Origin of the sequence: Sphingobium sp. CFD-1, from assembly GCF_024611115.1 — a bacterium.
GTDB lineage: Bacteria > Pseudomonadota > Alphaproteobacteria > Sphingomonadales > Sphingomonadaceae > Sphingobium > Sphingobium baderi_A.
This window is the reverse complement of record NZ_CP084398.1, coordinates 2,927,569-2,941,205: the sequence shown is the minus strand read 5'-3', so window position 1 is coordinate 2,941,205 and position 13,637 is coordinate 2,927,569. Positions and strand designations below refer to the sequence as shown.

The 13,637-nt window shown below is 64.1% G+C and carries 10 protein-coding genes; 3 read left to right on the top strand and 7 right to left on the bottom strand.

The features are described 5' to 3' along the window. Positions 1-59 precede the first annotated feature (59 nt). From LDB26_RS14825 to LDB26_RS14815, 3 genes are all read right to left on the bottom strand, one after another. Complete coding sequence (locus tag LDB26_RS14825; protein ID WP_257539019.1) at positions 60-2,243, bottom strand: TonB-dependent receptor; 2,184 nt, start codon at positions 2,241-2,243, stop codon at positions 60-62. A gap of 159 nt (positions 2,244-2,402) precedes the next feature. Beyond that, positions 2,403-3,122 carry a TetR/AcrR family transcriptional regulator gene (locus tag LDB26_RS14820; protein ID WP_257539018.1) on the bottom strand — a complete coding sequence of 240 codons (720 nt, stop codon included), beginning with the start codon at positions 3,120-3,122 and terminating at the stop codon, positions 2,403-2,405. 70 nt (positions 3,123-3,192) lie between these two features. Continuing rightward, positions 3,193-4,431 (bottom strand): cytochrome P450, encoded by a 1,239-nt coding sequence (locus LDB26_RS14815; RefSeq protein WP_257539017.1) that lies wholly within the window; start codon positions 4,429-4,431, stop codon positions 3,193-3,195. Positions 4,432-4,725: 294 nt separating this feature from the next. On the opposite strand from LDB26_RS14815, the gene LDB26_RS14810 reads away from it, so the two are divergent. Together LDB26_RS14810 and LDB26_RS14805 are read left to right on the top strand one after the other, a co-directional pair. After that, complete coding sequence (locus LDB26_RS14810; RefSeq protein WP_062068134.1) at positions 4,726-5,562, top strand: CoA ester lyase; 837 nt, start codon at positions 4,726-4,728, stop codon at positions 5,560-5,562. 73 nt (positions 5,563-5,635) lie between these two features. Continuing rightward, on the top strand, positions 5,636-7,033 hold the full coding sequence (locus tag LDB26_RS14805; protein WP_257539016.1) for an RNB domain-containing ribonuclease: 1,398 nt from the start codon (positions 5,636-5,638) through the stop codon (positions 7,031-7,033). A 329-nt stretch (positions 7,034-7,362) separates the two neighbouring features. On the opposite strand, the gene LDB26_RS14800 is transcribed toward LDB26_RS14805, so the two are convergent. Further along, positions 7,363-8,778, bottom strand: coding sequence for a short-chain fatty acyl-CoA regulator family protein (locus tag LDB26_RS14800; RefSeq protein ID WP_257539015.1), 1,416 nt, complete (start codon positions 8,776-8,778; stop codon positions 7,363-7,365). Positions 8,779-8,906: 128 nt separating this feature from the next. Between LDB26_RS14800 and LDB26_RS14795 the strand changes: the two genes are divergently transcribed. Continuing rightward, on the top strand, positions 8,907-9,077 hold the full coding sequence (locus LDB26_RS14795; RefSeq protein WP_257539014.1) for a hypothetical protein: 171 nt from the start codon (positions 8,907-8,909) through the stop codon (positions 9,075-9,077). A gap of 58 nt (positions 9,078-9,135) precedes the next feature. Here LDB26_RS14795 and LDB26_RS14790 read toward each other — a convergent pair whose 3' ends face one another. The 3 genes from LDB26_RS14790 to LDB26_RS14780 form a co-directional block, all read right to left on the bottom strand. Then, positions 9,136-10,137, bottom strand: a complete 1,002-nt coding sequence (locus LDB26_RS14790) for an inorganic phosphate transporter (RefSeq protein WP_257539013.1) — start codon at positions 10,135-10,137, stop codon at positions 9,136-9,138. 27 nt (positions 10,138-10,164) lie between these two features. After that, a complete protein-coding gene (locus LDB26_RS14785; protein WP_257539012.1) occupies positions 10,165-11,280 on the bottom strand; it encodes a DUF47 family protein in 1,116 nt (371 codons plus the stop codon). A 116-nt stretch (positions 11,281-11,396) separates the two neighbouring features. Next, a complete protein-coding gene (locus LDB26_RS14780) occupies positions 11,397-13,514 on the bottom strand; it encodes a TonB-dependent receptor (protein ID WP_257539010.1) in 2,118 nt (705 codons plus the stop codon). Positions 13,515-13,637: the final 123 nt, after the last annotated feature.

The window sequence follows — 13,637 nt, the reverse complement described above, 5'->3', positions numbered from 1 at the left end:
GCCAAAGGAGGCCATCAGGCCGGGACCGCGCGAGCGAGTGCTGCGCGGTCCCGCCGTCGTCAGAATTCCGCCGTCATACGCACGCCATAGGTGCGCGGATCGCCGGGGAACATATTCTGTCCCAGGGCGCCCAGAGTGGAGCCCCAGTTGGAATATTTGGTGTTGGTGATGTTGCGGCTATAGGCCGACAGGGTCAGGCCGCTGTCCAGGCGGTAATAGATATTGGCATCCACCAGCCAATAGCCTTTTTGCGACAGCAGATTGGCTTCGTCATAATAATATTTGCTGCTGTAGGCGCCCCCGACATGGAAGCCCGCCTTGTCGCCGTTGGAGAGTGCGGTTTCATAGTCTGCCGACAGGTTGCCGGTATGTTCAGGCACCCGCACGAAGCGCCGGCTGCCCGGATCGGCCACGCCCAGGAAGCTCTTGTAGCGCGCCCGGGTATAGCCATAGGTCGCGCCCAGCGTCAGCCCGTCGAACGGAATGGCGGTCAGCTCGAACTCGGCGCCCTTGATCTCCGCATCGGCGGCATTGAACACCGACTGGATCACGCCCAGCAACGGGTCGGGCGCCAGCACGGTGCGCTGCAGGTCCTTATATTTATTGTAATAGGCCGAAACGTTGAGGCGCAGATGGCGGTCCAGCCAGTCGCTCTTGAAGCCCGCTTCATAGGCAGTCACCTTTTCCGCGTCATAAGGCGAGGCGAGCGCCGTGCCGCGCAGGGCGAAGCCGCCGCTGCGGAAACCCTTGGTCATCGACGCGAAGAAGAGCGGCCCTTGATCGACCTGATAGGAAACGCCGATCTTGGGCGAGAAATTGTCGCCCTTGTAATGCGCCGGACCGGTGAAGGTGCAGGTCGTCAGATCGAAGCTGCACGCGCCGAAGGGGGCCGAACTGGCCTTCTTCTTTTCCTCGGTATAACGGCCGCCCAGCGTGACGGTCAGGTTGGTCACAGGCTTGATGTCAACCTCGGCAAAGGCCGCGAAGCTGCTGTTGTCGAGCATTGAGCGCGTCCCCAGCAGGCTGGCATGGTTGTTCAGGTCGCGCGTTTCGCCAAAGGAGAAGCTCTGGTCGAAATAATAGCCGCCCGCCGTCATCGACAGCCAGTCGTTCAGGTCGGCGGCATAGCGCAGCTCGCTGCTCCACTGATGCTGGTCGTTCCGCACGCCCTGCAGGAAGCCGTCGCTGGGCGTTCCGTCGAAATCGGTGAGCACCCGCGCCCGGACCTTGCGGTAGCCGGTGATGGAGGTGAGCACGCCCGGCCCGATGTTGAAATTCGCCTCCAGCATGGTGAAATAGACCTTCACATTGCTGAAGCCCGCGTCGCCCGGCGACACTGTGAAATAGTCCGAAGGCGTCACATAGCCTTCCTTTTCCGGCAGGGTCAGCGGGCCGCCCGGCACGGTGTTGGGCGATATGCCGCGCACGACGACCGAATCGCCATATTGATGGTAAAATTCACCCAGCAGGGTGATGTCCGCGTCCGGCGTGGGCGTCCAACGCAGGCTGGGCCGGACCACGAAGGTGGAGGTCTTGCCATAAGAGCCGCCGGTGACATCGTTCTTGAAAAGTCCGTCATTGCGGCGGGTCAGGACGGCGACGCGCGCAGCCAGCGTGTCGGTGACGACCGGAAGGTTGGCGACCGCCGATCCTTCCAGCATCAGGCCATTGCCGGCGCCCAGCATCATCTTGGCCGATGTTTCCTGCGTGGGGCGCGCCGACCGGACGGTCACGGCGCCGCCAGTCACGTTGCGGCCGAACAATGTCCCCTGCGGACCGCGCAGGATTTCCACGCCCTCGATGTCGAACAATTCGCCCAGCGCGCCATAGTTGGAACCCCAATAGACGCCGTCCTGGAAGATGCCGACCGCCGGTTCGTCCGATGGCGTGGAACCGGACACGCCCATGCCGCGAATGGCGAAATTCTGGACGCCGCGCTGCGCGGAAGGCTGTAGCGAGGCATTGGGGGTCATGCGGCCGACATCGGTCAGATCCTTGCTGACCGCGCGTTCCAATTGCGCGGAGGACAGGGCGGTGATCGAAACGGGCGTTTCCTGCAACGCTTCGCTGCGTGCACGCTTGCGCCCGGTGACGACGATATCCTCGATGCCGGTTCCGGCCTGGGGTGCGGCAGCGGCGGCGTCAGTTTCCTGACCGGCGGCATCCGCCGCGATCGCTGGCATCGCTGCCGTCATGGCCGAGCAGGCGACGCCCGCGCTCAGCAGCTTGATGAATGTCTTCACGGCCTATCCTCCCTTTATATGTACACGCTTTTTTGCGTGCATGCTTGGCTCAAACTTAGTGTGGACGACGCAGGCGCCGTTCCCCCAATCCCTTTTGCACAATCAACCATTTGTTTGATAGCGCGATTATTGCCTAGAAGCGCAAGCGAGTCTGCACTCCTATCGTTCGATAGGGTCCGTGTCTGCCAGACTCTTCAGCCCCTGTGGGCTGGCGATGCCGCGCAGCGTCACGTCCACCATATGGTCGATCAGGACTTCCTTGGGCCGGTCCTTTTCCGGCCGATACCATTGATAAATGGAGTTCAGTCCGCTCAACAATATTTGCGTCGTCAATCGCGGATCGATCGTCCTGCGGATCAGCCCCTCTTCCTGCCCGCGCTCGACCAGGGCCTGCACCGCCGTGCGGAGCTGGTGGTCGCGCAATATCCTGTTTCTGTGCGCGGGCGGCAGGCGCTGGACCTCATGGATATAGACGGCGCTCTTGACCCGATTGTTGACGATATAGGTGACATAGGCGCGAATAACCGACGCCAGCCGGTCGAGCGCATGGCCTGGCACGGCGGCCGATTCCAGGACCATGGTCAATCCTTCTTCATGCACCTGCACCAGCAGGCTCTCCAGAAGATCGGGCTTGGTCTTGATATAATAATAGATGCTGCCTTTCAGGATGCCGACCCGGTCGGCAATGTCCTGCAAGGTCGTGGCGCTGTAGCCCTTCTCGTGAAAGATCGCGGCGGCGGCGTCCAATATCTGCTTCCAGCGCGCATCGCGCGGCTTGCGCTGCTTTGGCCTTTCCGCATCTTTCGTCGGTTCGGCCTGCATTTTCTGGCGCTTGTCCTGCACCATGTTCATCCCCCATTGCGGTTCATTGCCCGTCATCCTCGCCGGGTCATTAGCGGCATGTGCGGACCCAGGGCAATTGGGCCGAGCCATTTGGTCCGTGGGCTTTTCAACCGAGCCGGACATGCAGCGGCGCCATCGACCGCATATAAAGCGCCTGGAAGCGGGGCGGCGGCGCATCGCGATCCAGGGCCAGCGCGTCGAATCGATCGAGCAGGGCCTCGATCGCCACGCGCATTTCGACCCGTGCCAGTTGCGACCCGACGCAGGATCGCGAGCCCTTGCCGAAGGCCAGATGATCGGTCGGCGTGCGCCGGTGCAGGTCGACATCGGCCGGGCCGTCATATTTGGCCGGGTCGCGATTGGCGGCCGCGTGGACCAGTATGACCACCTCTCCCTTGGCGATAGGGGTGTCGCCGATCCGGGTATCGGCCATGCAGATGCGATGGCGATATTGCACGACATTGAAAAGGCGCAGCGATTCCTCGATCAGCGCGGCCAGCGGCTTGCCCCGGTCGGACCGGATCTGCGCCATCAACGCCGGATCGGCCAGCAGGAGGTACAGCGCGTTGGCGATGCCATGCACCGTGGTGTCGGACCCGGCGAAATAGAGTTCGCGGCACAGGCCCAGCGCGGCATCCTCATCCATTGCTATGCCTGCCGCCGGGGCTTCCTGCCACACGCGGCTGATGAAATCGTCGCTCGGATTGTCCCTGCGCGCGCGCACATAGGGGAGCAGCATGGCGTTGAGTTCCGCCGACGCCGCCAGCGCGCGATCCCGTCGTTCTTCGTCGCGATAGCCCGACGCAATGAACTGGACGATCTCCTCGTTCAGCACCAGGATGCGCGCCATCATCGCGTCATCGTCGAACGGCATGCCCAGCAGGGAGCAAATGACGCGCGGCGGAATTTGCGCGGCATAGTCGGCGAACAGTTCGGCTCTGCCGCCTTGTCCTATCCTATCCGCGACGAAATCGACGATCGGGCCGATATGGGCGATGCGGAACCGGGCGACGCTGGCGGGGGAAAGCAGCTTCAGGTGGAACCGGCGCAGCCGGTCATGCTCCGCGTCCCGGCTGAGCGTGATATTCGCGCCCCCACCCTTGATCTGCCGGACCACCTCGTCCGCCATGATATAGGCATTGGCGAAAATGCGCTCATCTCTCTGGACCGCGGCGCACTGGTCGAAATCGAGCACCAGCCACGCCTTGGCGCGCGCATCCCACAGCGGTGAGCCGACCGCCCTGATCTGCTCGTAGAAGGGAAAGGGATCGCGATCATCGAACCCGTCGATGGTCTCGTCCGCCGGGCATATCCGCAGTCGTGCGGTATCGGTGGATGCGGTCATGGCTTCATCTTCTCCGTCGTCGCCGGTCGCCTGGGATTGCCCGCAAGCCGGTCCTCCTTATGGCGCCAGCATAGGGCCGGACCCGGATATTAATCAACCATTTGTTTGATTATATATTGCTCCCCGGCACCTGCCCGCAGCCATTCGGGCACGGCGTTCGATGAAACGCCTGTCTCGCATCGCCACAGCGAAGCTTGGCTATGCCGATGTTCGGGTTTATGCCTGCCTCGACAGGAAAACGCCCATGAACGCACGCTCGCCCCGATATTCCCGGTCCATGCCGGACACCATGCTATGAGGTTGCGGTCCTTGCTGTTCGTGCCCGCCGACCGGCCCGAACGGTTCGACAAGGCCGCCGCAAGCGGGGCCGACGCCGTCATATTGGACCTGGAGGATTCGCTCGTGCCGGATCGCAAGGCGTTCGGCCGCGACGCCGCCCGCGAATGGCTCGGCGGCTCGCGCTCCTGCGCCGCCTTCGTCCGGGTCAACCCGCTCGACAGCGGCCTCACGCGCGCCGATCTGCGCGCGGTGCTGGCCGCCGCGCCTGACGGCCTGCTGCTCCCCAAGGCGGAAGGCGCCGCGAGTATCGAGGCGCTGCGGGCCATGGCGGCGGATGCGCCCGTTCCGCCGATCCTTCCCATCGCCACCGAAACGCCGGCGGCCATTTTCGAACTGGGGAGCTACCGGGCGGTCGGCGGCCATATCTGCGGCGTGACCTGGGGGGCGGAGGATTTGCCCGCCGCCATCGGCGCATCCAGCGCGCGGGAGGAGGATGGCCGCTATACGCCGCCCTTCGAAATGGTGCGGAGCCTCACGCTTTTCGCCGCCCATGCCGCCGGCGTCCCTGCGATCGAGACGGTCTTTCCCCGGATCGACGACGCCGAAGGCCTGGCCGCCTATATCGCGCGGGCCCGGCGTGATGGTTTTACCGGCATGATGGCGATCCATCCCGCGCAGGTCGCCGCGATCAATGCCGGTTTCGCGCCCACCGAAGTGGAACTGCGCCACGCGCGCGCGGTGGTGGAGGCCTTTGCCGCTCATCCGGGCGCGGGCGCGCTGAAACTGGACGGCAAGATGATCGACCGTCCCCACCTCCTGCTGGCCCGGCGGGTTCTCGATCAGGCTGGCTGAAGAGGCGCTGCGTGGCGATGGCCGAACATTGGCGGATGGACAAGCGCGTCGGGGAGGGGTTTAAGGGCAGTCGATGAAGACGATCGTCGACGCCACCAATGTCCTGAACCAGGGACTTGCCGCCATAAGGACCGAATTTCAGGTCGATGCGTCCTTCCCGCCCGAAGTGCTGGCCGCCGCGCAGCAAGCCGCCGCTCGCGTGCCGAGCGCCCATGCCGACCGCACCGCATCGCCCTTCGTGACGCTCGATCCGGCGACCTCCACCGATCTGGATCAGGCCTTTTGCATCGAACCGTCGGGTCATGATCTGCTGCTCCACTATGCCATTGCCGATGTCGGCTGGTTCGTCGACGACGGAGGACTGATCGATGTGGAAGCATGGCGCCGGGGCGAAACGCTCTATCTGCCCGATGGCAAGGCGAACCTTTATCCCCCGGTGCTCAGCGAGCGGGCGGCGAGCCTGCTTCCCGATGGGCCGCGCCCTGCCATCGTCCTGACGGTGCGCGTCGATCCGGACGGGGCGGGCCGTCTGGACGGGGTCGAACGCGCGATCATCCGCAGCCGCGCGAAGCTCGCTTATGACACTGTTCGGCCCTCCGACCTGCCTGCGTCCTTCGCGGAACTGGCCCGGCGCGTTCAGGCCGCCGAAGCGCAAAGAGGGGCCGCGCGCGTCGATCCGCCCGAGCAGGAAGTTGCGGCCCGCCCCGATGGCCGGTTCGAACTCGCCTTCCGGCCCCGCCTGTCATCCGAAGCCGATAATGCGGCCTTGTCACTGGTCGCCAATCTGGCGGTCGCCGACATGCTTCAGGCGCATGGCACCGGCCTTTTCCGCGTGATGGCGGAACCGGAGGAAAAAGCGGTTCAGCGCCTGCGGATCAGCGCGAAGGGGTTGGGCGTGGCATGGCCCGACGCTATGTCGCTGGAGGATTTCGAGCGCGCTCTGGTGCCGGACGATCCCCGGCAGGCCGCCTTGATGCTGGCGATCCGGCGGGCGGGACCGGGCGCGTCCTATGCGCCCTGGCGCGCGGGCGCGAAGCCCTGGCACGCGGCGATGGCTGCGACCTATGCCCATGCGACCGCGCCGCTGCGCCGCCTTGCGGACCGCTATGTCCTGCGCGCCGTGCTGGAAATCGCGAATGGCCGTCCCGTGCCCGCCGTCGCCGCGCAGGCGTTCGAAGCACTGCCCGCCGTGATGGACCGCGCCGACGCCATCGCCGGCCGGATCGAGCGCACCGTGATCGACCTGGCCGAAGCCGTGCTGCTCAGCGGCAAGGAAGGCAGCCTGTTCCGCGCCGTCGTGACCGAAGCCGACGAGCGGGGCGGCAAGGTCCAGCTTTGCGACTATCCCGTGGTGGCGCGCCTGTCGGCCAAGGGCCTGACGCCCGGCGCCGTCATCGACATGCGCCTCGCGGCGGTCGACCAGCTACGCCGCACGCTCACCTTCGAGCGGGCCGAAGCGGCGGCTGCGTGAATTGGCGGCTTGACTGGGGCAGGGCGATTATATTCGCGGACGCTCCGGCTTGATGGCCGATTTGGGTGGGAGGTGGACTGTCTGCTATTCCCATCTCCGTTCGCCCTGAGCGAAGTCGAAGGGCAAGGCCGACCGTAAGGGAGGCCACTTCGCTTTGCTCAGTGGAAGGCCCTGCGACGCCGCCTGCGGCGTCGCTCAGGACAGGCTTCGACTTCGCTCAGCCCGAACGGAGGTGGAGTGGCGACTATTGGCCGAAACCCGCCATCGGCGAAGGTCTTTTACAAACGCCGCAATCCTCTGAAACAGTATAAAGCTGCATCCCGAAGACTCTAAACCCGCCGGAACGGAAAGGGGCTGATCGTCCGCTCATAGCCATGCAGGTCGAGCGCCCGCGTCACCGGCGGCAGCGCGCGGTCCGGGCAGCCGCGCCGCTCGCACAGGGGACAGGCCGGGCCGGTTTCGGTCGCCGCGTCCTTCTCCACGTCGATGCCGTCCGCATGGACCAGCCTGCCCGCATGTTTGACCTCGCATCCCAGCGCGATGACGGGCCGTCCACGCGCATCGGGCGCGCTCTCGACCGTCAATGTCTGGAAAAAGGTGATGAAGCGCCGTCCATCCAGCGTCTCGATCATCTGCCGCCCCACCTGATCGGACGGCGCCGCGCCATGCGCGTCCCATCGCGGGCAGGTGCCGCCCAGCCGCGCAAAGGGCCATGCCTCCCCATCGAAGCGTTTGGAGATGATCCCCGCCCGGTTGAGCTTCGCCATGAAGAAGGGCACGCCCCGCGCGCCCGTCCGGTTGAGGCTGGTCAGCCGGTGCGCCAGTTGCTCGCCCGACACGCCGAAGCGCGCCCGCAGCAGCGGCAGGTCGTAACGGCTCTGCTCGGCCGCCTGCCGGAAGCGGTCATAGGGCATGATGAGCGCGGCGGCGGCATAGTTGGTAAGCGCGATGGTGGCGATGCGGCGGCTGTCCTCGTCCGGCGGCGCGGCGTGTTTCACCTGCGCGGCGATGGCCTCCGCCATCTCCTGCGAACAGAGATGATAGGCAAGCGCGAACAGCCGCCCCGACGCGGGTAGCCGCTCATGGAGCAGCAGGCGGCGGCGGTGCATGTCATAATGGCGCAGCGTGCCCGCCAGCACGTCGGCGCGTACGGTCTGCACGCTCATATTGTGCAGCGTTTTGAGCCGTGCGCGCAGGTCCGCCTGCATCACCGCGGGATCGTCGCTCATTTCGGCGGAAAGCGTTTCGGCGGCGGCATCGATTTCCGCGAAATGATGGCCCGCCCGCGCGATCGTCTCGCGCAGCCAGTCGATCGGGGCGAGCAGCGGGGCAGGGGAGCCGCCGCCAGCCTCCATCTGATCGGGCAGGCGGCGCAGGTCGGACAGGGCGCGATGGAAGCGGGCGATGGCTTCGCCGACGCCGGGATAATTTTCCGCGACTTCCAGCACCTCGTCTTTGGCGATGCCGATGTCGCGGACCAGCGCGTCGGACAATATTTCGTTCAGCGCGTTCGCCGTGCCTTCCTGCGTGCTGGCGACGAAATCGCGGATGTCGATATCATAGGTGTCGGCCAGTCGCAGCAGCATCTGCGCGGTCAAAGGACGCTGGTTGCGCTCCAGATGGTTCAGGTAGCTGGGCGAAACCCCCAGCTCCTCCGCCATCCGCGTCTGATTCAGTCCCAACTCCCGCCGCAGCACGCGCAGCTTGGGGCCAAGGTAGAGCTTGCGATCCGATACATTCGCCATATCGTCATAATGTCAAACAATGACAATATGAACAAGTCATCTGATGACCCCGCGTCCATAATCGTCCTTCCTTCGCCACCTCCCTCATGGTTTTGAAGGGGCATCATCTCCACATGAAAGGAAAGACCATGACCGACACGACGACAGCGCCCCAACCCGCCCGCTCGCGCGCGGTCTTCTCGCAGGAGGATTTCAGCCTGATCCGCACCGCCATCGCCCATTATCTGCGCGAGGTTCAGGACCGGCCGGAATCGGTCAAATACGCCAATCTCTATCACCGCCTCGGTCGCGTCGCCTGACGGTTCCGTTTGGGAGAGGGAGGGGCGCGGCGGGCAACCGACCGCGTCCTCATGCCTGTCAGAACAGCCGGGTCAGCTCGTAGAACGCCCCGCCGATCAGCGCGGAGGCAGGCAAGGTGATGACCCAGGCCACGACGATGCTCGACGCCACATTCCACCTGACCGCCGACAAGCGCCGCGAAGCGCCCACGCCCACGATCGCTCCCGTGATCGTATGGGTCGTCGATACCGGCACGCCCAGATGGGTCGCCATGAACAGCGTGATCGCCCCGCCCGTCTCCGCGCAGAAGCCCTGCGCCGGGGTCAGCCGTGTGATCTTCGATCCCATGGTGTGCACGATCTTCCACCCGCCCAGCAGCGTGCCGATGCCCATCGCCGCCTGACAGGAGATCACCACCCAGAAGGGCACATGGAAGCCCCCCTCCAGCATCCCCTGCGAATAGAGAAGCACGGCGATGATTCCCATGGTCTTCTGCGCGTCGTTCCCGCCATGCCCCAGCGAATAGAGCGAGGCGGAAACAAGCTGCAGCTTGCGGAACACCCTGTCCGCCCCTTGCGGTGTGAACCGCCGGAACACCCAGCTGATGATGAGCACCAGGAACAGCGCCAGCACCAATCCGATGGCGGGCGACATGATGATGGCGGCGCTGGTCTTGAACACGCCGCTCCACACCACGGCGGAAAGGCCCGCCTTGGCCGTCCCCGCGCCCAGCAGCCCGCCGATCAGCGCATGGCTGGAGGAGGATGGGATGCCCAGCGCCCAGGTGATGAGGTTCCATGAAATCGCCCCCATCAGCGCTCCGAAGATCACCTGCGGGTCGATGATGCTCGCCTGGACGATACCCTTGCCGACCGTCTCGGCCACATGCAGGCCAAAGAAGAGGAAGGCGATGAAGTTGAAGAAGGCCGCCCAGGCGACCGCATATTGCGGCTTCAAGACCCGCGTCGACACGATGGTCGCGATGGAGTTGGCGGCATCGTGCAGGCCATTCAGAAAATCGAAGGCCAGCGCGATGCCGATCAGCGCGATCAGCAGCGGAAAGGCGATATGCGCTTCCATGATAGGGGGCTTTCGTGCGGTTCCGGATCAGGCGTGGTCGATGACCAGGCCGGAAATCTCATTGGCGACGTCTTCGAAGCGGTCCGTCACCTTTTCCAGATGGGCGTAGATATCGTTGCCCACGATGAAGTCCATGGGGTTGCCCCGCCGCGCCTGGTTGTAAAGCGCCTTGAGACCTGCTTCATGCAGCGTGTCGGCATGGCCTTCCAGCTTGACGAGCCGTTCGGTCAGTTCGTGAAGGCGCGCCGAATTGAGGTTGAGCGACCGCAGCAGCGGCATCGCCTCCGCCGTGATGCGCGCACATTCGACGATCAGGGCGCTCATGTCCTGCATTTGGGACGTGAATTCCTTTGCCTCGAACAGCGCGACGGCCTTTGCCGTCTGGTTCATCTGGTCGATCGCGTCGTCCATCACGCCGATCAGGCCAGTGATGGCGCTACGGTCGAAGGGGGTTACAAAAATGCGCCGAACATCCTGCAACACATCGCGGATGATGTCGTCCGCTTCATGCTCGCGCTCGGCGATCTCCTTGATATGGGCGTCCATGTCCGGTCCGCCCTTCATCAGCTTGGCGAGCGCGTCCGCCCCGGCGACGAGTGTGGCGGCGTGGTCTTCGAATTGTTCGAAGAATCGTCCCTGCTTGGGCATGAGCGCGTGAAACCAGCGCAGCATCGCTATCCTTTCGGTTCGCTTTTCCTGGAGCCATAGCAATATTCGGGAAAACCAGCCCGGATTCTTGGGCGGTTCGCGGAAGGCGGCTATGATTGATTGAAGGTCGGGTTCGTCAACGGCCTGTGCCGCTTCCGCCACGGGGAACCAGCGTAATTCGCGCTGGCCCTTTTCCGGCCATTGGTTCAGATGATCGGTGACGGCCAGCGGAAAGACTTCGACCACAGCTTCCCGCGCGCCGCCCTTGCGCCGTCGCTTGTCATAGCGATAGCGGCCCAGCGGCGCGGGGCAGGCGATGCCGTGGATGCCCGCTTCCTCATAGGCTTCGACCTCGGCGGCGCGATGGCCGGCCATACCCTTGATTCGGTTGCCCTTGGGGATCACCCATCGGCGCGTATCGCGGGAGGTAATGAGCAGTATCCGCATCGATCCGTCGGGATCGGTGGCATAGGGGAGCGCAGCGATCTGGCGCATTACCAGATACGTCCTTTGTCAGCCCTTGTGCTGGTGCTCGCCATGGGGCGCCTTGTAACGAAATCGTCACATAGCGCAATCGGCCCCTTCGCATCGGGCGAAGGGGCCGTGCGGGATCAAAGTGACAGGCGCGCCGACAGGCGGATGTCGCGCCCGGCAAGTGGGGCGTAATCCTTGAGGAAGCTGGCGTGACGCCGCGCCTCCACATCGAAGATATTGTTCGCCGACAGGGTGAGTGTCGTGCGGTCATTGTCCTTGAGCGGTTTCCATGACAGCGAGGCGTTGACCAGCGTGAACCCCCCGGTCGGCGTTTCGGTTTCGGCGATGCGGTCCTGTTTGAAGCTATGCTCCACCTCGCCGCGCAGGTTCAGCCGGTCGCCCTGCAACTCCAGCCCGCCCAGCAGGCGTAACGGAGGGATGCGTGGCGCAGGCCCCGTCCCTTTGATGGTCGCGCGGACATAATCGGCGACGCCATCCAGATTGACGGCATAACCACCGATCTCGCCCAGCTTGACCGATCCTTCCGCTTCGAAACCCAGATAGCGGGCGTCCGCCTGAAAATATTGGTAACAGGGAAATTCCAGTTCCCCACCCCTGCCGACGGCCATGCACGGCGCGTCGTCGACCGGCGCGTCATAAATATAGCCTTTGAACCAGTTGTGATAGGCCGACAGCGACAGCGTGTAGCCCGGTCCCTGACGGCGCAGCGTGCCTTCGATGCCCCAGCTTTTTTCCTTGCCGAAATCGGGGTTGCCCAGTTCGAAAGCCTGCGTCCCGGCATGATTGCCGCGGGCGAACAATTCCTCCGCGGAAGGCGCGCGCTCGGTGCGGGACAGGTTCAGGCCCACGCGCCATCCGGCGGCGATTTCCTGACTGATGCCGGCCGAACCGGACAGGGCATCGAAGCTGCGTTTATGAGCGGGATTGAGCAGCGTCTCATCGGCGACGGCGCTGACGCCCGTATGTTCATAGCGACTGCCCAGTTCGATGCGGGTGGAACCGAAATCCAGCGATTGCAAGGTGAACAGGCCGAACTGCTCGGTCCTGTTCTTAGGCAGGAATTTCTCCTCGCCCACGATATGGAAGTCGCGGGCAAAAAATTGCGCGCCAACCGCGCCTTCCCATCCTCCCCGCTTGGCTTGCACCAGTTCCAGCCGGGATTCTATTGACTGATTATAAAAGGTCGTGCCGACTTCGCCGGATTCCTCTATTTCCTGATGCTGATAGTCGGCAAAGCCTGCGCGCAAGCGGATGGTTTCAAGGAAACCGCCATTTACCGGGACTTCGGCGCGCAGATCGGCGCGGTCCTGCTTCATGTGCAGGCGCACCTGTTCGGCCTCTTCGCCCGGCTCCAGGGCATAGCGCACGGGCACGCCATAGAAATTATCCGTATGCGTGACCGAAAAGCCCAGATTGCCGCCGTCGGTGATGATCGCCGCGCCGCCCGACACTTCCCATGTCTTTGCTGCGCTGTTGGGCAATTTCCCGCGCAGGCCAGCCAGTTCCTTGATTGCCGGGTCGCCGCTGGCGGCCGCCTGCGCGCGCAGGGCGGGTGTCAGGATATAGTTGCCGGTGTCGAGATTGCCAGACCTGGAATAACTGCCGTCGAAATGGACGACCAGTTTGTCGCCGATGGGCGCTTCGATCTCGCCCGATGCGGTGCGTTCATTCGCGGCGCTGCCATAAGTGGCGATTCCGTCGATGTGGATCGGTTCATCCGGCACGCGCCGGGGGATACGACTGTCGACGACGTTGACCACGCCGCCAATGGCCGAGGAACCATATGGCAGAGCGGCGGGACCGCGAAGCACCTCGATCCGGTCGGCGGTCAGCGGATTGATGGCGACGGCATGATCGACCGAAGTGTTGGACACATCGAAACTGCCGATGCCGTCTGTCAGGATGCGGACCCGCTCCCCCTGCATCCCACGCAGGATCGGGCGCGACGCATTGGGGCCGAAAGATGTGGCCGAAACGCCGGGCTGATGCGCCAGCGTGTCGCCGATGGTCGGCCGCAGGGCCCGCGTCAACGCTTGCCCCGTCACGACTGACGTGCCTGACAATATATCACCCTGCCGTCGGGGGATAAGAGCGGTCACGACGATATCGGCGCGCGGATCATGATAGCCCCGCCCACCGTCATTGGGATCGGGTGCGGACTGCGCGATGGCGGGGAGGGCGAAGCAGATCGCGGACAACGCGCAACCAGCGCGCAGCGGCGTGAAAGGAAACATGCGTCTTATCGTCCTTGAAAGGGAAGGATGAGTGGCTTTGTAACGAAATGTTACAACATATCAATGTATGGATTCATGTTTTGAGATGAACCGTTGATTCATGCCGATTGCTTCCGGGGCTCT

Bases quoted from the DNA above. Each gene is read 5' to 3' on its own strand.
- LDB26_RS14820 (WP_257539018.1), bottom strand. From the start codon at position 3,122: ATGACGGGCAATGAACCGCAATGGGGGATGAACATGGTGCAGGACAAG.
- LDB26_RS14815 (WP_257539017.1), bottom strand. From the start codon at position 4,431: ATGACCGCATCCACCGATACCGCACGACTGCGGATATGCCCGGCGGAC.
- LDB26_RS14810 (WP_062068134.1), top strand. From the start codon at position 4,726: ATGAGGTTGCGGTCCTTGCTGTTCGTGCCCGCCGACCGGCCCGAACGG.
- LDB26_RS14805 (WP_257539016.1), top strand. From the start codon at position 5,636: ATGAAGACGATCGTCGACGCCACCAATGTCCTGAACCAGGGACTTGCC.
- LDB26_RS14800 (WP_257539015.1), bottom strand. From the start codon at position 8,778: ATGGCGAATGTATCGGATCGCAAGCTCTACCTTGGCCCCAAGCTGCGC.
- LDB26_RS14795 (WP_257539014.1), top strand. From the start codon at position 8,907: ATGACCGACACGACGACAGCGCCCCAACCCGCCCGCTCGCGCGCGGTC.
- LDB26_RS14790 (WP_257539013.1), bottom strand. From the start codon at position 10,137: ATGGAAGCGCATATCGCCTTTCCGCTGCTGATCGCGCTGATCGGCATC.
- LDB26_RS14785 (WP_257539012.1), bottom strand. From the start codon at position 11,280: ATGCGCCAGATCGCTGCGCTCCCCTATGCCACCGATCCCGACGGATCG.
- LDB26_RS14780 (WP_257539010.1), bottom strand. From the start codon at position 13,514: ATGTTTCCTTTCACGCCGCTGCGCGCTGGTTGCGCGTTGTCCGCGATC.